Raw genomic sequence first — 18,022 nt, 5'->3', positions numbered from 1 at the left:
GTGCTCCAGTGGCTTCTGTTTCTATCAGCTGTCCCTCCTGTTCAGCTACAGACGGGGTGGTGCGTAACGGTAAAAGTACTGCCGGACATCAGCGCTATCTCTGCTCTCACTGCCGTAAAACATGGCAGTTACAGTTCACATACACAGCCTCTCAACCCGGTACGCACCAGAAAATCATTGATATGGCCATGAATGGCGCTGGATGCCGGGCAACCGCCCGCATTATGGGCGTTGGCCTCAACACGATTTTACGTCACTTAAAAAACTCAGGCCGCAGTCGGTAACCTCGCGCATACAGCCGGGCAGTGACGTCATCGTCTGCGCGGAAATGGACGAACAGTGGGGCTATGTCGGGGCTAAATCGCGCCAGCGCTGGCTGTTTTACGCGTATGACAGGCTCCGGAAGACGGTTGTTGCGCACGTATTCGGTGAACGCACTATGGCGACGCTGGGTCGTCTTATGAGCCTGCTGTCACCCTTTGACGTGGTGATATGGATGACGGATGGCTGGCCGCTGTATGAATCCCGCCTGAAGGGAAAGCTGCACGTAATCAGCAAGCGATATACGCAGCGAATTGAGCGGCATAACCTGAATCTGAGGCAGCATCTGGCAAGGCTGGGAAGGAAGTCGCTGTCGTTCTCAAAATCGGTGGAGCTGCATGATAAAGTCATCGGGCATTATCTGAACATAAAACACTATCAATAAGTTGGGACCATTACCAGAAAATGTGCTTAATTTTCAGGCCTGAACAGGGCCTGAATCCTGCAGACCTGAGATGTGCTGTAACCGGTGGCTTCAGCAGTTTCTCTTATGCTCAGTTTCTTGACATGGCGGTAGTACAGAATTTTCTGGTGTCGTTCAAGATCGGCCTGTTTGCCCCGGCATTTTCCCAGCGTATGTGCCCGTTCAATCCCCTGCTTTTGCCGCTGGCTGCGGCTCAGCCAGTCCTTATGCGACATCGCGGCCATCAGATCGATAAGCATGTTATTGATGGCGGTTATCACTACGCGGGTGATTGGATCAGCCTGCGAAGGGTCTTTATCTGACAGTGCCTGCCATGAGGTAGGCACATCGAGGCTGACAATCCGCAGCTCGTGTTGCTCGATTTGCTTTTTCAGCGTCATCCAGTCGCTGTTGCTCAGACGGGTCAGACGGTCTATCTGCTCGACCAGTAAAATATCATTGCGGTGACTGTCCATCAGTAAGCGCCCCAGCTCCGGGCGGTCAAGTTTTGTACCGCTGATGGGCTTTGTTGAATAAATCAGATTTCGGGTAAGTCTCCCCGTAGCGGATTGTGTTTTCAGGCAATACGCACGCTTTCAGCCATACCTGCTTTCGTCATTTTGTTCAGCGCTCGTACCAGGGCCATAGCCTCTTCAACCTGACCATCGTAGTCACGCAGCGTCAGTGAACCTCCGGACAGCTGTTTTACCCGGTACATCGCCGTTTCCGCTATTGAGCGACGCTTATAATCTGTTGTCCATTTCCACCGCGCATTACTCCCGTTCAGTCGCTGACTGGCCACTGCACGGTTACGGTCTGCATATTCACCGGACCAGTAACCCGCGCCTTTTCGGGGAGGGATAAGCGCGCTGATTTTCTTACGCCGCAGTTCGTCGTGACAAAGCCGGGTGTCGTAAGCGCCGTCTGCCGCTGCTACCCTGATTTTTCTCTAAGTCTGCCGGATAAGACCCGGGAAGGCTTCTGAGTCCGTCACGTTGTTCAGCGACAGGTCTGCACAGATGATTTCATGTGTTTTGCTGTCAACTGCCAGACGCAACTTTCGCCAGATACGACGGCGTTCTTTGCCGTGTTTTCTGACTTTCCGTTCGCCTTCACCAAAGACCTTCAGCCCGGTGGAGTCAATCACCAGATGCGCGATTTCACCCCGGGTGAACGTTGAAACTGACATTAACCGACTTTGCCCGCTTACTGACACGGGTGTAATCCGGGCAGCGCAACGGAACATTCATCAGTGTAAAAATGGAATCAATAAAACCCTGTGCTGCCCGCAGGGTCAGCCCGAATACGCGTCTAATGACCGGAACGGTGGTGATGGCGAGATCAGAATAGCGCTGAGGTCTTGCTCGTGATGAAAGCGTTGCAGACTCATACCAGGCCTGAATCGCTTCATCGTCCAGCCAGAAAGTTATGGAGCCACGGTTGATAAGGGCTTTGTTGTAGGTGGGCCAGCCGGTGATTTTGAACTTTTGCTTTGCCACGGAACGGTCTGCGTTGTCGGGAAGATGCGTGATCTGCTCCTTCAGCTCAGCAAAAGTTCGATTTATTCAACAAAGCCGGGTTGATATTCAAGCGAAGCAGCGTTGAGGAGCGCAGCCTATTAAAAAGACTAAACGTGGGTGAGCCAACCGGTTAAGCCCTGAGCAATCGGCACAAGGCTTTCTGTAAGAGCTGTCCACGCCTTCAGGGTTTGAGGACCACTTTCGTCCAGCCGGGGGTACGGCTGTCGAAATTTTTATAGCCTTCAGGCGCTTCGTCCAGGCTCAGACGATGCGAAATAATCTGGCCAGGGCTGGCTTTGCCATGGTGAATCAGTCGTGCAAGCTGTCGGTTGTAGGCCTTCACGTTTGCCTGTCCGGTGCGGATTGACTGGCCCTTGAACCAGAAACTGCCAAAATCGAAAGGCATCTTGCCTTCTTTAGCCAGATCGGTTGCAGCAGAGGGATCCTGCGGGACAAATACGCCAACCACGCCGATTCCGCCCGTGGCTTTAGTTGACGCGACAAGGCTGTTCATGGTTGCACTGTTATCTTCATGACCATGCTTATTACAGCACTGGTATCCCACGCATTCACACCCGCAGTCGGTGCCCCTGCCGTCGGTCAGATCCAGTATTTTCTGTACGGCCTCATCTCCGGCAGCATGAACGGGTGTTGCACCAAGTTGCTCGGCGAGGGCAAGACGGTCACTGTGGGTATCCACAACAAACACCTGCGATGCGCCTTTTATCAGCGCTGAGTGAGCCGCCATCAACCCAACCGGACCCGCCCCATAAATAGCGACGCTTTCGCCCGCTCGCAATCCCGCCAGTTCGGTCGCGTGCCAGCCTGTCGGAAAGATGTCAGAGAGCATCACATAATCATCCTCTTTTTCTGAGGCATCCTCCGGCAGCACCAGACAATTGAAATCGGCAAAGGGGACCCGCAGCAGTTCTGCCTGCCCGCCGTCCCATGGGCCCATTTCAGCAAAACCATAGGCGGCGCCAGCGCTTCCCGGATTAGCCGTCAGGCAAAAACCGGTCAGGCCTTTTTCGCAATTTTCACAGAAGCCGCAGCCGATGTTAAACGGCATACAGACGCGGTCTCCCACCTTGACACGCTCAACGCCTTTGCCGACTTCAACGACCTCTCCCATGTTTTCATGGCCGAAAATGCGCCCTTCTTCAAAACTGGTGCGGCCTTCGTACATGTGCAGATCCGAACCACAGATATTCGTGGTAGTAATGCGGATAAGCGCGTCACCGGGGCGCTCAATTTTTGCGTCAGGAACATTTTTTACCGTTACGTTGAACGGGCCGTTATAAATGATTGCTCTCATAATTACCCCTCTGGATTGAAACGATTAAAAATAATCATGCTGGTTTTAAATCTCGTTGCGCTTATTTTTTCCACGCAAGATAAGAGCATTTTAAATGTAGCATAAATTTTTAACATGGCTCACTTTATACCGATGCGCTTGCGTGTAATTTATTATGACCTACAATTAAGTGGGGCTGATCGAGCCGATTGAACCTGCACTCCATGCGGGCAACCTGGTTATGAATCGCCGCGTACTGGCGGCCTCTCTGATCGGTGGCATTGCGGAAACCCAGGAAGTTCTGGAATTTTGCGCCGAGCACAGCATCAGCTGCGATATTGAAATGCTTGATATCAAAAATATCAACGAGGCGGTAATGGTCCCAACTTATTGATAGTGTTTTATGTTCAGATAATGCCCGATGACTTTGTCATGCAGCTCCACCGATTTTGAGAACGACAGCGACTTCCGTCCCAGCCGTGCCAGGTGCTGCCTCAGATTCAGGTTATGCCGCTCAATTCGCTGCGTATATCGCTTGCTGATTACGTGCAGCTTTCCCTTCAGGCGGGATTCATACAGCGGCCAGCCATCCGTCATCCATATCACCACGTCAAAGGGTGACAGCAGGCTCATAAGACGACCCAGCGTCGCCATAGTGCGTTCACCGAATACGTGCGCAACAACCGTCTTCCGGAGCCTGTCATACGCGTAAAACAGCCAGCGCTGGCGCGATTTAGCCCCGACATAGCCCCACTGTTCGTCCATTTCCGCGCAGACGATGACGTCACTGCCCGGCTGTATGCGCGAGGTTACCGACTGCGGCCTGAGTTTTTTAAGTGACGTAAAATCGTGTTGAGGCCAACGCCCATAATGCGGGCGGTTGCCCGGCATCCAGCGCCATTCATGGCCATATCAATGATTTTCTGGTGCGTACCGGGTTGAGAAGCGGTGTAAGTGAACTGCAGTTGCCATGTTTTACGGCAGTGAGAGCAGAGATAGCGCTGATGTCCGGCAGTGCTTTTGCCGTTACGCACCACCCCGTCAGTAGCTGAACAGGAGGGACAGCTGATAGAAACAGAAGCCACTGGAGCACCTCAAAAACACCATCATACACTAAATCAGTAAGTTGGCAGCATCACCCTCTTAGGCTCATTAATGGGCCTTTGTATTATTAATTTATATTTCATTTTTGCTAAAAGTATTGTTGCAGCTTTTTATTTAACGTTTAATTATATATAAGTGATAACATTTTTCTAATTTGTTATTATATATATGGGTATATAAATCTTATAAGTTTTTATTAAAATTTGCATCCCAATCTCAGTAAGTGAATTTCGAGAGCTCTCTTAATTTCTTTTATTCTATAATCAAGATTTTTTTTGACTTTTAGTTCATTATTTATCCTATACTTGAGGAATCATAAAAGCTGCTCGTTTCCTATAATTGGAATCATTTGCCTAACCGCCGCATAGCTGAGCCTTATTACTACCGGTTCACTGAAGTAAACGTTAGCCTTATGTAATTTTGAGTATAATAGCCCAGCCCTTGCAGTCCTGTGCCTTGCCGCTACTAGCGCCTTGGTTAAGTCGTTAAGTTCAAATAATCAGGGGCTTATCAGCCAGAAAAACCGCCTATCTGTACTCTGCCAGTATCAGGCTACTGAGCAATATCCTGACTTCATATAATTTGCGTTATACAAAGTCAGGATCCACAAAAGATCCTTGCAGGCAATTGACCTGCTCATCCTGCGTAAGGGTGTACATAAAACGGGCAGCGCTACGTGAATTTTGAGAAAAAAGCAGAGGGTTACCCCACCAGAATTCACGTAGCATCGTCTGTGCGTTTTGGGCTGAGACTTGCCCGGTTTTAGCGGATAAGTAGAGGCGACCGCTTCGAAAATTCTGGAAAGAAGCGATAGCGTTAAGCTTTGACAGTTTTTTATGACTACAGACGTTCTGTGACAATCTGTTACCAGCGACCAGATAAGTTGCGGAGCGGTGGCCGTGGCCGGGAGATTACAAACGGTATTTATGACTGGCAGCACCGACCTGCCTGCATGCCGAACAGCTATGCCTACAGGAGTCGTAGCGCGTCTGACCATCATATGCACACCGACCCTGGCCAGGAAGTTACGCCGTAACGTAAAACGGATACTTTAGGCTATGCCCTGGTATCTTATCTCTTCTCTGAATACTATCCACTGTAATCAGTAAATGCCGTTTTGCTGAGCGAATTTATACATTATCCAGCACGTCCTTTTCTGTGCATGGATTGATTTATCCATTATTTTCAGCGGTTAGCGTAAAAAGGTTTTTGAAATCATCATTGCGCTCTGCAACAAGCTTCCATCCACAGCGGTCAAAGAGCTGCTCCAGGCCAGCCACGCTCCCTGTAAGGCGCGCCATCAGTGGTTTTACCTGACGGCCTTCAGCGTCAAACGCCGCGGCCAGGCTGGTTTGCGAGACACAGACGCCGTTCAGACCGGGATTCAGCCTTGTTGCATGTTGTCCTGACCACTCCCTGTCAGTGAGCAACCGGTAAACCCAGCCCATATCTTTTGCGGCTTCCATTGCAAAGGTGAGGCGACCGAGAGCATTCTGTTCAGTAAGCGTGCCGGAACAGGACTGCCACAGTTAGTCCAGCTTGCCGGCCAGCTGCGCTTTAACGCGGTACTGTCGACCCTGCTTCAGTAACCAGTCAATGTCTGGAGCGACATCACGAGAGAAGCGACGCTGCTTCTGAGCAGAAGCCAGCCAGCGCGTGAGAAAGAGATTTTCCTGAGCGGCAGAACATACGGTTCCGTCCTTTCGGGCCAGAGCCAGTGCGATAAGTGCGCACCAGGCCAGATGGCCAGACTTTTCTGTCAATGACACTGCAGATTTTCCCCGTAAAAGCACAGAGCGGTTATTTTAACGCAAACAGTTTCGAACATCTGATAAAAGTGGTTCCTCGCACAGCGCTTCTGCTGTCATGGTATTATATTCGTGTCATTTAATGAGTCAGCACGGATGAAGAAGAAAAACAGCACGCCCACGCCTCACGACGCGACTTTCAGGCAGTTTCTCACGCAGCCGGAGATTGCCCGGGACTTTATGGAGCTTCATCTCCCGGCAGAGCTGCGCGCGCTCTGCGACCTCAGCACCCTGAAGCTGGAATCTGGCTCTTTCGTAGAGGATGACCTGCGGCAGTACTTCAGCGACGTCCTTTACAGCCTGAAGACCACCGCCGGAGACGGCTACGTTCACGTGCTCATTGAGCACCAGTCTTCCCCGGACCGGCATATGGCTTTTCGCCTGCTGCGCTACGCCGTGGCCGCCATGCAGCGCCACCTCGAGGCCGGGCACAAGAAGCTGCCGCTGGTGATACCCGTGCTGTTCTATACCGGAAAACGCAGCCCGTATCCGTATTCCACCCGCTGGCTGGATGAGTTCGACGATCCGGCAGTCGCGGAGAAACTATACGGCGGCTCCTTTCCTCTGACAGACATCACCGTTATCCCGGATGATGACATCATGAATCATCGCAGCATGGCAGCGCTGACCTTACTGCAGAAGCACATACACCAGCGCGATGTGGCCACGCTGACCGACCGGCTGGCCACGCTGCTGATGGCGGACTATCTTTCTTCATCTCAGGTGGCGGTGCTGATACACTATTTATTGCAGGCGGGAGAGTCGGCCGACTCTGAAGCCTTCGTTCGCGAACTGGCACAGCGTGTGCCGCAACACGGAGACGCACTCATGACCATCGCACAGCAGCTCGAGCAGAAGGGCATTGAGAAAGGACGCATGGAAGGACGCCAGGAGGGGATCCAGCTTGGCGAGCAGCGAGGTATTGAAAAGGGCGAGCGCGAAGCAACTTTGAAAATTGCGCGAACCATGCTGCAGAATGGCCTTGACCAGAATATCGTCATGCAGATGACCGGCCTGACGGAAGAAGAGCTGGCGCAGATTCACCACTGAGCAGTCATGCCATTTCTGAGCGATCTTTTAGGTATCAAGATACGCCTTCTGATGCTCCCGGTTCGTTTCTGGAAGAGATATCTTAGAAATCACCCTCGCTGTCTTTTTCTTTCCAGCCTGGCAGGAATGTGATCAACGGTGATAACGAATCCGGCAACAGCAGTATGTTGCTGGACCCGGTACTGAGCGACAGCCGACATCGGATTGAATCGCTGGGCATAAAGGCATTGCTCTCTCAGCAAGCATATCCAGGCCAAACCTCTGCATTCAGCTATCATATGTGAAGCTCGCTTAACGTAGTTTATGTTAAATAAAGTATCGATTAAGAACCCACTGCACTGTCACCTGTTAATCATTACGTTGCTTATCGCTGGCCTGAGATCATGCTGGCCAGCGAACCTTTGGATATAATAAGACGCGAATATTAAATAAACTAAGTAGCGGCGTAAAGACAGTATTGTCGGTGGCAGCAATTTTTTCAAGCTTGAACAAAATTGAATCAATTTCATCCAGCAAAGCCTGATGAGGACAGGTTTGTAACAATTTCATTTTACGCTTTAGAAAAATCGTCAGCTCGTGAAACATTTGTCCACAATCAATTTCGTTATGCCGAAGTTCGATATGATGACGCTCATATAAGTCAAAGCAGTTTGCGCCTATCCAGGTTTCAGAAATGAGGTCTCCCCCAGCGACTAATTTTATTTCAGGATCCTGTTGTTTACGAGGCAATATAAAATTTACTCTGTCTATCATGCGCGCAATAAACTGCTGGCGTGTCAGTAAAGATGAAGAGTTTCGTTCTACTGCTTTTACAAAAATCAGGAGATCTTTGATTCCTGCGACTACCGCACGCCGTGCAGTCCAGGAAGGACGTTTGTTGCGGATAAGTGCAGAAAGAACGACAGCTATCATGATACCTATCAGAGAAGCTATTGCTGCATTAATAGTTGAAATCATATCAGGCTGATAATAATGGCTCAGGCCAATAAATCCAGGCAGTTGTATGACGATACTAAGGCCAATTAGATTGGTTGATTGTCTTGCCAGCAAAAGCCCCAGTAAGAAAAGGCCAGGCCATAAACAGATAATTAGTGCTTCCAGTGTAACGGCATGAGGAATAAAGAGGGCAATGTAAAAAAGGCTGACTAATAAGGCCAGGATGATGCCTTTAATGAAAAGCTTCATCGGTGTCACAGGTGAATCAGTATTTGCAAAAAAAGAGCTGATAATAGCAGCCATCAATGGTGCATTAGCACCATCGTGCCAGCCACTCCCTATCCAGAATAAACAGGAAGTAAATGTAGCCACAAAAGCAGTCACTGCTGACAGCACCTGTAAGCCTCTGTCTCTGTGTCGTGTATGCCGAGAGCTTTTGTAAGCTGTCATCTCACCATGAATGCTTAAGTCCGCCACGCGGTCACTGACATTAAGATAGGCTTCGCCAATGCGTATAAAATTGGCAAGCCTCTCTAAAACACCGGTAAAAAGTAGTGTCTCTTCCGTGCCTGCTTTTCCTTCTCGCCAGTTTTGCTGTAACTTCGTCTGCGCTTCCTCAATATTTAGTTTTGCATTAATACCGTCGCGAGCCATATCAAAATTAAGCCATAGAAGAAAGCTTTCAATCGCATGCTTAACGCTGTCTGGAAATGGAACCTGTAGTTCTGAAAGAAGACTGAGGCGGGCCTCAAGAGCCGTTAAGGTAGGAAGTAAATATGTCAGGTGTTTATACTGGATGCTGACAAGCCTGATAACATTTCTGGCGGCTTCTCCATCATAGATACAGTGTGTAAGCATCCCTTCCACACTCAATGGATAATTTGCCATTCTGACCTTTATCTCATTTCGCTCAGGCATTTGCTTTGCATGTACATTCCTTAAAAGATCGCTACAGAGATTTTGGGAGGTTTTATACCAGGCAATAATGCTCTTGTTCATTAAATCATGCATAGGAACAGGCATAATTAGCCGATGCACAAGTGTGCTGCATATTATACCAAGGGTAATTTCTTCTATACGTGAAATAACGGTGCTGGTAATGGCGTATGGAGTGCTGACCTCTGGGAACCCTATAACCGCAGCGCTGTATCCTGCCAGCATGAAAATGTAACTTCTGGGGGTTCTGTCGCTGAGAGAAAGATACAAACAGACAGCAACCCATAAGGATACACACAGACTAAACAGGACGGGTGACTGGACGGTTTCAGGGTAAAGCAGCCAGATAAATATGCCGCCAAGTAGCGTTCCTGCCAGGCGAAAGACTGACTTTGAGACAGTGGATGCTGCGTATAGCTGTGAGCAGACGAAAACGGTCGTCAGTGCCCATGCAGGCCTCTCAAAGTTAAGCAATAAAGCAATAGTTAATGCTGTAAAAGCAGCAAGAGATGTCTTGACTGAGAATAAAACCGCGCCTCTGGTAAAAAGCTTCATTTGTTGGACAAGCATTCCAGTATGACAAAGGGATTGGATAACACAGACGTACGACAAAGCTGCGCCTGTCTGTGAGCATATTTTTCAGGACTGATTACAGTTTCTCAGGGTTTGCGATGCAGAGAGCGCCAGCGTGCGGGAGGGATGCCGTAGCAGGCAGAAAAGACACGAGTAAAAGACTGCTGGTTTTCAAATCCAAAGTTCAGGGCAACACTGAGAATGGACTCATCACCAGTGCGCAGAATATTTGCAGCTCGCTGTATTTTCCGTTTTCTGACAAATTCAGCGATTGACATGCCAGTTTCCTCTCTGAAAATACGCTGCAGGTGCCATTTTGAGTAACCAGAAATTTTGGCTATGTCATCAACACTAATGTGACGGGTGACATGGCCTTCGATCCACACGATAAGCTCTTTTACTACTTGTTGATGCAATATATTCATATCAAATCTCAGGATGATGTGCATACGAATCCATCATGAGGAAATGCGAGCGATCGGGTGTCGGAACTATTTGTTACCGGTAACATCTGAGGGCGCAGTGTTCCTGCAATATGGTTAAGTTTATGAGATAGTAACTATCCACTACGTTATATGACTAAAAGAACTTTACTCCTCTGTAACATTTCAGAATGTATCAGATCTCTACAAAATGTCATCCGACCCACCCCTGAATTTGCTCAACTCTACTGCTTCAAACCACTTCTTCTGACTTTATTGTATTCAGGAGAAGTGAACAGTCCATGACCTGCTCCCCGTTGATTAATACACCACGATGTTAGTAATGTCTTCATAAGCCACATGAGGACATCCCCATGAAGAAGCGTTTTTCCGACGAACAGATCATCAGTATTCTTCGCGAGGCTGAAGCCGGGGTTTCTGCCCGTGAACTCTGCCGTAAGCACGCCATTTCTGACGCCACTTTTTATACCTGGCGCAAGAAGTATGGCGGTATGGAGGTGCCCGAGGTTAAGCGCCTGAAGTCGCTTGAGGAAGAGAACGCCCGCCTTAAGAAGCTGCTTGCAGAAGCCATGCTGGATAAGGAGGCGCTTCAGGTGGCTCTTGGCCGAAAGTTCTGACGACAGACCAGAAGCGGGAAGCCGTGGAAGTCATGTGTGATGTGAGGCCGCAGGTCTGTCGCAACGTCGGGCCTGCAGGCTGGCAGGTTTGCCCCTGTCGACCTGCCGTTACTCGGCTCAGCGTCCGGCTGCTGACGCGCAGCTATCTCTGCGCATCACAGAGCTGGCACTTGAACGTCGCCGGTTTGGTTACCGGCGCATCTGGCAGTTGTTGCGTCGGGAGGGCCTTCACATCAACCACAAGCGGGTTTACCGCATCTATCACCTTAACGATCTGGGTGTAAAACGCAGGCGACGCCGTAAGGGTCTGGCGACTGAGCGGCTTCCGCTTCTCCGCCCGGATGCGCCGAACCTGACATGGTCGATGGATTTTGTCATGGATGCACTTGCCAGCGGCCGCCGGATTAAGTGTCTGACCTGCGTGGATGATTTTACGAAGGAGTGCCTGACGATCACCGCCGCTTTCGGTATTTCAGGCGTTCAGGTCGTGCGTATTCTGGACGGCATAGCGCTGTTTCGTGGCTATCCGGCAACGATAAGAACCGATCAGGGCCCGGAGTTTACCTGCCGTGCGCTCGATCAATGGGCCTTTGAACATGGTGTTGAGTTGCGCTTAATCCAGCCGGGCAAGCCAACGCAGAACGGATTTATTGAGAGTTTTCAATGGCCGCTTCCGGGATGAATGCCTGAATGAGCACTGGTTCAGCGATATTCTACATGCCCGGAAAATCATTAATGACTGGCGGCAGGACTATAACGAGTCCAGACCGCATTCATCGCTGAATTACCAGACGCCGTCTGAATTTGCAGCATGCTGGCGAAACGGGAAACAAGAAGAAAAACCAACCGACATTACTAACTGAAGGTTGTATCTAATACTGGGGGCAGGTCAACGCTTGACGAACTGAATCGCCACGGGTTTAACAGACACCTCAGAGTCATTTAAGATGACTTAAAGAGAGGTGCCCATGAGCGGTAAGCGTTATCCCGAAGAGTTTAAAATTGAAGCGGTAAAACAGGTTGTTGATCGCGGCCATTCTGTTTCCAGCGTGGCAACACGTCTTCGTATCACCACCCACAGTCTTTATGCCTGGATAAAGGCATATGGCCCGGATTCCTCAACCAATAAAGTCCAGTCAGACGCTCAGGCTGAGATCCGACGCCTCCAGAAAGAGCTGAAGCGGGTTACCGACGAACGGGACATATTAAAAAAAGCCGCGGCGTACTTCGCAAAGCTGTCCGACTGAGGTACGCCTTTATCCGTGACAACACCCATTGCTGGCCTGTCCGACTGCTTTGTCGGGTGCTGGATGTGCATCCGAGTGGTTTTTACGCCTGGCTTCAGCAGCCGGATTCACGGCGGCATCATGCTGACCTGAGGCTGACGGGGCTGATAAAGCAGTTCTGGCTGGAGTCGGGTTGCGTTTATGGTTATCGCAAGATCCACCTCGTCCTGCGGGATACCGGACAACAGTGCGGAGTTAACCGTGTCTGGCGACTGATGAAGCGTGCCGGGATAAGGGCTCAGGTCGGGTACCGTAGCCCACGGGCACGTAAGGGTGAAACCAGCATCGTGACGCCCAACAGGCTCCAGCAACAGTTCAACCCGGAAGCACCGGATGAGCGTTGGGTAACGGACATCACCTACATCCGGACTCACGAAGGCTGGCTGTATCTGGCCGTGGTTGTTGACCTGTTCTCGCGCAAAGTTATTGGCTGGTCAATGCAGCCCCAGATGACAAAGGATATTGTCCTGAATGCACTTCTGATGGCCGTGTGGCGACGTAATCCTCAAAAGCAGGTGCTGGTTCATTCTGATCAGGGCAGTCAGTACACAAGCTATGAGTGGCAGTCGTTCCTGAAATCACACGTGCTGGAGGGCAGTATGAGCCGTCGCGGTAACTGTCATGACAACGCAGTCGCAGAAAGTTTTTTCCAGCTACTGAAACGTGAACGGATAAAGAAAAAGATCTACGGAACGCGGGAAGAAGCCCGCGGTGATATTTTTGATTACATAGAAATGTTTTATAACAGTAAGCGTCGGCATGGTTCGAGTGATCATATGCTACCAACTGAATACGAAAACCAATATTATCAGCGGCTCGGAAGTGTCTAGATTATCTGTGGCGATTCAATTTTTGGTTTCCTGCATGGTTTCTGCAGGTTAAAATTTACTTCATAACAGAGGTTATTATGAGTGTTTACATCATCGCGTCATTAACTGCTGACCCTAAAGCTATCAAAAGTATTGAACCAGTTTTGAAAGAACTGATAAATAAAAGTCGATTAGAAAATGGGTGTGTTCGTTATGATGCTTTTCTCGGTGAGAAAAGCGTAACTTTTGTTGAAGAGTGGACATCGGTTGATGCTCTGAACCAGCATGAGAAAACCATTCATTTCCAGGCGCTTGTCCTTGAAATTGAAAAAAATAACATGGGCATCGAGGTAAATTTCGTTCAGTCGTTGATGTAATTTACTGAAATGAAATGGCGTAAGCCAGTTCGTACTTAGTGAAGTCCATTTCAGATCGCTGATCTGTAATGAACTTCATCATCTACTCTGAATGGCTTTGTTGAATAAATCGAACTTTTGCTGAGCTGAAGGAGCAGATCACGCATCTTCCCGACAACGCAGACCGTTCCGTGGCAAAGCAAAAGTTCAAAATCACCGGCTGGCCCACCTACAACAAAGCCCTTATCAACCGTGGCTCCATAACTTTCTGGCTGGACGATGAAGCGATTCAGGCCTGGTATGAGTCTGCAACGCTTTCATCACGAGCAAGACCTCAGCGCTATTCTGATCTCGCCATCACCACCGTTCCGGTCATTAGACGCGTATTCGGGCTGACCCTGCGGGCAGCACAGGGTTTTATTGATTCCATTTTTACACTGATGAATGTTCCGTTGCGCTGCCCGGATTACACCCGTGTCAGTAAGCGGGCAAAGTCGGTTAATGTCAGTTTCAACGTTCACCCGGGGTGAAATCGCGCATCTGGTGATTGACTCCACCGGGCTGAAGGTCTTTGGTGAAGGCGAACGGAAAGTCAGAAAACACGGCAAAGAACGCCGTCGTATCTGGCGAAAGTTGCGTCTGGCAGTTGACAGCAAAACACATGAAATCATCTGTGCAGACCTGTCGCTGAACAACGTGACGGACTCAGAAGCCTTCCCGGGTCTTATCCGGCAGACTTAGAGAAAAATCAGGGTAGCAGCGGCAGACGGCGCTTACGACACCCGGCTTTGTCACGACGAACTGCGGCGTAAGAAAATCAGCGCGCTTATCCCTCCCCGAAAAGGCGCGGGTTACTGGTCCGGTGAATATGCAGACCGTAACCGTGCAGTGGCCAGTCAGCGACTGAACGGGAGTAATGCGCGGTGGAAATGGACAACAGATTATAAGCGTCGCTCAATAGCGGAAACGGCGATGTACCGGGTAAAACAGCTGTCCGGAGGTTCACTGACGCTGCGTGACTACGATGGTCAGGTTGAAGAGGCTATGGCCCTGGTACGAGCGCTGAACAAAATGACGAAAGCAGGTATGGCTGAAAGCGTGCGTATTGCCTGAAAACACAATCCGCTACGGGGAGACTTACCCGAAATCTGATTTATTCAACAAAGCCAATTTTCATCAAAAATGTCCGCGAAGAGCGGACATGTAAAATTTACAGCCTTCTGTGTGCACTATGAGATGAGAGCTGAACTCATAACGTACCGAATTAAATACCTTTTGCCGCAATCAAAACCGCAGGATGAATGTGTGGTTCTTCTGCCAGAAGAGCGGGTACGGTAGCGAATATTTGTTTAGCTGCCTCACCGGACATATGGAGTTCTCTTGAGTCTGTACTACTGAACAGATCCACAAGGAAAACCGTTTCAGGACTCGTTTCTGAACGGATCACCAGCCAGTGAGTGGTGCCCTCTTCTGCATTAACATGAGGCAAAGCAGCGGCTATGCGCTCTGCTACTTCAGCGCCTTTTCCTTCTCTCGCTTTAAATGAAATCAGTCCTGCTGTTGTACTCATTGTTTCTTTCTCCTGTTGTAATAATCATGGCTTTCTTACGAGAATTATTGTATCAGGGTTAGGCAACATGGCACTGTGGCGAATCTGCCATTAAACCGGCTTTTTCGGCCAGCTACAGGACTGACATGAAAAAGATAGTCATTATTGCTTCCCCGGGATGCCTTGCTTCAGGCTATACCGGGCTGGCTGATATGTTCTCTCTTGCCGGAAGAGCCATATCAGCTGCTCGCAAGGAGCCGTCACCCTTTAATATCATGACAGCAAGTCCGGACGGGCAGCCTGTGACCGACGGAAGCGGGCGGTTACTGACCGCCGATGCGGCACTGGCAGATATCAAATCATGCGATGCGGTTCTGATCCCCGGGTTTGTACCCGATGCATCAAACACGCCGCCACAGCTCGGTAAACTGGGCAGCATAGCGTCATGGATACGGCAACAGTACGTGCATGGCGCGCTGACTTGTGGCTCGTGCAGCGGAGTGTTTATGCTGGGCGAGGCGGGGCTGCTCAACGGCAGAAAATGTACGACAACCTGGTGGCTGTACGATGAGCTCAAGCGCCGTTACCCCCGGGCAAACGCCATCTGGGGCAATGCTCTGACTGAGGATAACCGTATAGTTACGGCTGGCGGGCCGCTTTCATGGATTGATGTGGCCTTACACGTTGTGCGTCAGCTTGAGGGGGCGGAGGCTGCGCGCATTGCAGCAGAATTTACTGTAGTGGATACAACGCCTCCCGCAAGGGCTGTTTATATGCCCACCGCGCACCTCAGCCGGCCGGACAGTATTCTGCCCGGTGCAGAATTTTTTATAAGGCAGGAAGCATCAACGCTGCTTACCACAAGAGAGCTGTGCCGGCGCCTTGCCATTTCGGAGCGAACCTTTCACAGGCGTATAAAGGCGGAAACAGGCGAGTCACCGAAACAGTTTATCGACAGGATCAGGTGTGAAATGGCAAGGCTGGCACTTGAAACATCCGCTAAAACCATAAAGCAGATCGCAGCTGATGCAGGTTACGCGGATGAGGGCAGTTTCAGGAGGGTCTTCAGCCGGATGACCGGTATGAATCCGGCATTATACCGCCGTTGGGTGAAAGACCGTACCCGGGAATAATGCACAGTAGGGCCGGGAGGTATCCGCGCGGAATTATGAGACGTCCTGACAGAACAGTGCTGCCAGGACTGTGCTGTGTTAACTACCGAGGTCTTTTCCGTTCGTGGCGATGACTTTTTTATACCAGTGGAAGCTTTTCTTACGGGAGCGTTTTAGTGTTCCGTTCCCCATATCATCCTGGTCAACATATATAAATCCTGAAGTGGTTTACTGAATTTGGCCACCTGAACAGAGGTGATATGCTCACCTCAGAACATTACAGGTGCCTCAATGAAAAAAAGAAATTTCAGCGCAGAGTTTAAACGCGAATCCGCTCAGTTGGTCCTTGATCAGAACTACACCGTTGCAGCTGCGGCCAGTGCTATGGATGTGGGTCCTTCTACCATGACGCGATGGGTAAAGCAGTTGCGGGATGAACGACAGGGCAAAATACCTTAAGCCTCCCCTATAACCCCAGAACAGATTGAAATACGTGAGCTGAAGAAAAAGCTACAACGCATTGAAATGGAAAACGATATATTAAAAAAGGCTACCGCGCTCTTGATGTCGGACTCCCTGAACAGTTCTCAATAATCGGGAAACTCAGGGCGCGTTATCCTGTGACCACTCTCTGCCACGTGTTCGGGGTTCACCGCAGTAGCTACAGATACTGGAAAAACCGTCCTGAAAAACCAGACGGCAGACGGGCTGTATTACGCAGTCAGGTACTTGAGCTACATGGCATCAGCCACGGTTCGGCCGGAGCAAGAAGCATCGCCACAATGGCAACCCAGAGAGGCTACCAGATGGGGCGCTGGCTTGCTGGCAGGCTCATGAAAGAGCTGGGGCTGGTCAGTTGCCAGCAGCCGACTCACCGGTATAAGCGTGGCGGTCATGAGCACGTAGCTATCCCGAATCATCTTGAGCGACAGTTCGCTGTAACAGAGCCAAACCAGGTGCGGTGATGTGACCTATATCTGGACAGGTAAGCGCTGGGCGTACCTCGCCGTTGTTCTTGACCTGTTCGCAAGAAAACCAGTGGGCTGGGCAATGTCGTTCTCACCGAACAGCAGGCTCACCATTAAAGCGCTGGAAATGGCATGGGAAACGCGCGGCAAGCCCGCCGGAGTAATGTTCCACAGCGATCAGGGCAGTCATTATACAAGCAGGCAGTTCCGGCAGTTACTGTGGCGTTGCCAAATCAGGCAGAGTATGAGCCGACGTGGAAACTGTTGGGACAACAGCCCGATGGAACGCTTCTTCCGGAGTCTGAAAAACGAGTGGGTGCCAGTGACAGGTTATATAAACTTTAGCGAAGCTGCTCATGCGATCACGGACTATATCGTCGGGTATTACAGCTCGCTAAGGCCGCATGGCTATAACGGTGGGTTACCCCCAAACGAATCGGAAAACCGATACTGGAAAAACTCTAACTCGGTGGCCAGTTTTTGTTGACCACTTCAGCCGACCACTTCTCAGGGGCAGGTAACAACAGACGTATCGGGAACGCTCAGCAGCAACTGGTGCTGGAAGCCTTACGTGACTACTTAAATCCGGAAGCGTTTAACCGGGAGCTGGACGCGCATACGGCTAAAAGAAAGGCATAGCGCGAGACAGCAAGAGAAATAAGAGGCTTTGTTATAGGCAAAGCCTCTTATTGCTCTTGCATGAGGTGCGAATGTCTGGATGAGTTTTACGATGATAGAGAACAACCTGATGAAAGACGGGGACTTTTATAGCTTTATCCGATCCGTTTCATTGGCTTTACGCTGCCGCTTCTTGTCCGCATCTTATTCTGCGAGGGGGCATTTCTTCTGCAGTGCTCCTTTCTTTCTGCACCAATAAATATCGCGGCTGCATTATTTCTGTGCATTTGCAGCCAGCAAGCCTCGCAATCCTATCTGT

The 18,022-nt window shown here is 50.1% G+C and carries 10 protein-coding genes and 8 pseudogenes; 9 read left to right on the top strand and 9 right to left on the bottom strand.

Translation table 11 applies throughout. The features are described 5' to 3' along the window. Nucleotides 1–8 precede the first annotated feature (8 nt). Nucleotides 9–706, top strand: a protein-coding gene (locus PVE98_RS23150; RefSeq protein WP_224481720.1) for an IS1-like element IS1A family transposase whose coding sequence is annotated in 2 segments (ribosomal slippage) — nucleotides 9–258 and nucleotides 258–706 — 699 coding nt in all. Because the reading frame shifts where the segments join, the coding sequence is not laid out codon by codon here. Nucleotides 707–732: 26 nt separating this feature from the next. On the opposite strand, the pseudogene PVE98_RS23145 reads toward PVE98_RS23150, so the two are convergent. From PVE98_RS23145 to PVE98_RS23135, 3 genes and pseudogenes are all read right to left on the bottom strand, one after another. Then, nucleotides 733–1,260, bottom strand: a pseudogene (locus PVE98_RS23145) (recombinase family protein); the annotation flags it as partial. Nucleotides 1,261–1,301: 41 nt separating this feature from the next. Next, nucleotides 1,302–2,268, bottom strand: a pseudogene (locus tag PVE98_RS23140) (IS5 family transposase). A 157-nt stretch (nucleotides 2,269–2,425) separates the two neighbouring features. Then, complete coding sequence (locus PVE98_RS23135; RefSeq protein WP_033756051.1) at nucleotides 2,426–3,559, bottom strand: glutathione-independent formaldehyde dehydrogenase; 1,134 nt, start codon at nucleotides 3,557–3,559, stop codon at nucleotides 2,426–2,428. A 169-nt stretch (nucleotides 3,560–3,728) separates the two neighbouring features. Here PVE98_RS23135 and PVE98_RS23130 point away from each other — a divergent pair. After that, nucleotides 3,729–3,911, top strand: a pseudogene (locus PVE98_RS23130) (NAD(P)-dependent alcohol dehydrogenase); the annotation flags it as partial. Nucleotides 3,912–3,925: 14 nt separating this feature from the next. On the opposite strand, the gene PVE98_RS23125 reads toward PVE98_RS23130, so the two are convergent. Both PVE98_RS23125 and PVE98_RS23120 read right to left on the bottom strand, forming a co-directional pair. Continuing rightward, a protein-coding gene (locus tag PVE98_RS23125; protein ID WP_224481720.1) for an IS1-like element IS1A family transposase occupies nucleotides 3,926–4,623 on the bottom strand; the annotation gives its coding sequence in 2 pieces (ribosomal slippage) (nucleotides 3,926–4,374 and nucleotides 4,374–4,623; 699 coding nt in all). 1,191 nt (nucleotides 4,624–5,814) lie between these two features. After that, a pseudogene (locus PVE98_RS23120) lies at nucleotides 5,815–6,411 on the bottom strand (DUF2913 family protein). Between the two features lie 135 nt (nucleotides 6,412–6,546). Between PVE98_RS23120 and PVE98_RS23115 the strand changes: the two are divergent. After that, nucleotides 6,547–7,500, top strand: coding sequence for an Rpn family recombination-promoting nuclease/putative transposase (locus PVE98_RS23115; protein ID WP_033755874.1), 954 nt, complete (start codon nucleotides 6,547–6,549; stop codon nucleotides 7,498–7,500). 381 nt (nucleotides 7,501–7,881) lie between these two features. Here the strand turns inward: PVE98_RS23115 and PVE98_RS23110 are convergent, their stop codons facing one another. Then, entirely contained in the window at nucleotides 7,882–9,927 is a 2,046-nt protein-coding gene (locus tag PVE98_RS23110; protein ID WP_084886512.1) for an FUSC family protein, read from the bottom strand. A 104-nt stretch (nucleotides 9,928–10,031) separates the two neighbouring features. Next, nucleotides 10,032–10,394: a helix-turn-helix domain-containing protein gene (locus PVE98_RS23105; protein WP_096073944.1), complete on the bottom strand. Its 363-nt coding sequence runs from the start codon at nucleotides 10,392–10,394 to the stop codon at nucleotides 10,032–10,034. A 347-nt stretch (nucleotides 10,395–10,741) separates the two neighbouring features. Between PVE98_RS23105 and PVE98_RS23100 the strand changes: the two are divergent. From PVE98_RS23100 to PVE98_RS23085, 4 genes and pseudogenes are all read left to right on the top strand, one after another. Then, a pseudogene (locus tag PVE98_RS23100) lies at nucleotides 10,742–11,868 on the top strand (IS3 family transposase). A 105-nt stretch (nucleotides 11,869–11,973) separates the two neighbouring features. After that, nucleotides 11,974–13,121, top strand: a protein-coding gene (locus tag PVE98_RS23095) for an IS3 family transposase (RefSeq protein WP_096073943.1) whose coding sequence is annotated in 2 segments (ribosomal slippage) — nucleotides 11,974–12,211 and nucleotides 12,211–13,121 — 1,149 coding nt in all. Because the reading frame shifts where the segments join, the coding sequence is not laid out codon by codon here. 77 nt (nucleotides 13,122–13,198) lie between these two features. Further along, nucleotides 13,199–13,477 (top strand): putative quinol monooxygenase, encoded by a 279-nt coding sequence (locus tag PVE98_RS23090; RefSeq protein ID WP_084886036.1) that lies wholly within the window; start codon nucleotides 13,199–13,201, stop codon nucleotides 13,475–13,477. A gap of 125 nt (nucleotides 13,478–13,602) precedes the next feature. Then, a pseudogene (locus tag PVE98_RS23085) lies at nucleotides 13,603–14,569 on the top strand (IS5 family transposase). A 151-nt stretch (nucleotides 14,570–14,720) separates the two neighbouring features. Here PVE98_RS23085 and PVE98_RS23080 read toward each other — a convergent pair. Further along, nucleotides 14,721–15,026, bottom strand: coding sequence for a putative quinol monooxygenase (locus PVE98_RS23080; RefSeq protein WP_023328886.1), 306 nt, complete (start codon nucleotides 15,024–15,026; stop codon nucleotides 14,721–14,723). Between the two features lie 125 nt (nucleotides 15,027–15,151). On the opposite strand from PVE98_RS23080, the gene PVE98_RS23075 reads away from it, so the two are divergent. Continuing rightward, nucleotides 15,152–16,138, top strand: a complete 987-nt coding sequence (locus PVE98_RS23075) for a GlxA family transcriptional regulator (protein ID WP_096073947.1) — start codon at nucleotides 15,152–15,154, stop codon at nucleotides 16,136–16,138. A 78-nt stretch (nucleotides 16,139–16,216) separates the two neighbouring features. On the opposite strand, the pseudogene PVE98_RS23070 reads toward PVE98_RS23075, so the two are convergent. Further along, nucleotides 16,217–16,336: pseudogene (locus tag PVE98_RS23070) on the bottom strand (family 1 glycosylhydrolase); the annotation flags it as partial. A 72-nt stretch (nucleotides 16,337–16,408) separates the two neighbouring features. Between PVE98_RS23070 and PVE98_RS23065 the strand changes: the two are divergent. After that, nucleotides 16,409–17,572: pseudogene (locus PVE98_RS23065) on the top strand (IS3 family transposase). The last annotated feature ends 450 nt before the right edge of the window (nucleotides 17,573–18,022 follow it).

Origin of the sequence: Pantoea sp. GABEPS69, from assembly GCF_045780835.1 — a bacterium.
GTDB lineage: Bacteria > Pseudomonadota > Gammaproteobacteria > Enterobacterales > Enterobacteriaceae > Pantoea > Pantoea septica.
This window is presented reverse-complemented; position numbering and strand designations above follow the sequence as displayed.

Bases quoted from the DNA above. Each gene is read 5' to 3' on its own strand.
- PVE98_RS23135 (WP_033756051.1), bottom strand. From the start codon at position 3,559: ATGAGAGCAATCATTTATAACGGCCCGTTCAACGTAACGGTAAAAAAT.
- PVE98_RS23115 (WP_033755874.1), top strand. From the start codon at position 6,547: ATGAAGAAGAAAAACAGCACGCCCACGCCTCACGACGCGACTTTCAGG.
- PVE98_RS23110 (WP_084886512.1), bottom strand. From the start codon at position 9,927: ATGAAGCTTTTTACCAGAGGCGCGGTTTTATTCTCAGTCAAGACATCT.
- PVE98_RS23105 (WP_096073944.1), bottom strand. From the start codon at position 10,394: ATGCACATCATCCTGAGATTTGATATGAATATATTGCATCAACAAGTA.
- PVE98_RS23090 (WP_084886036.1), top strand. From the start codon at position 13,199: ATGAGTGTTTACATCATCGCGTCATTAACTGCTGACCCTAAAGCTATC.
- PVE98_RS23080 (WP_023328886.1), bottom strand. From the start codon at position 15,026: ATGAGTACAACAGCAGGACTGATTTCATTTAAAGCGAGAGAAGGAAAA.
- PVE98_RS23075 (WP_096073947.1), top strand. From the start codon at position 15,152: ATGAAAAAGATAGTCATTATTGCTTCCCCGGGATGCCTTGCTTCAGGC.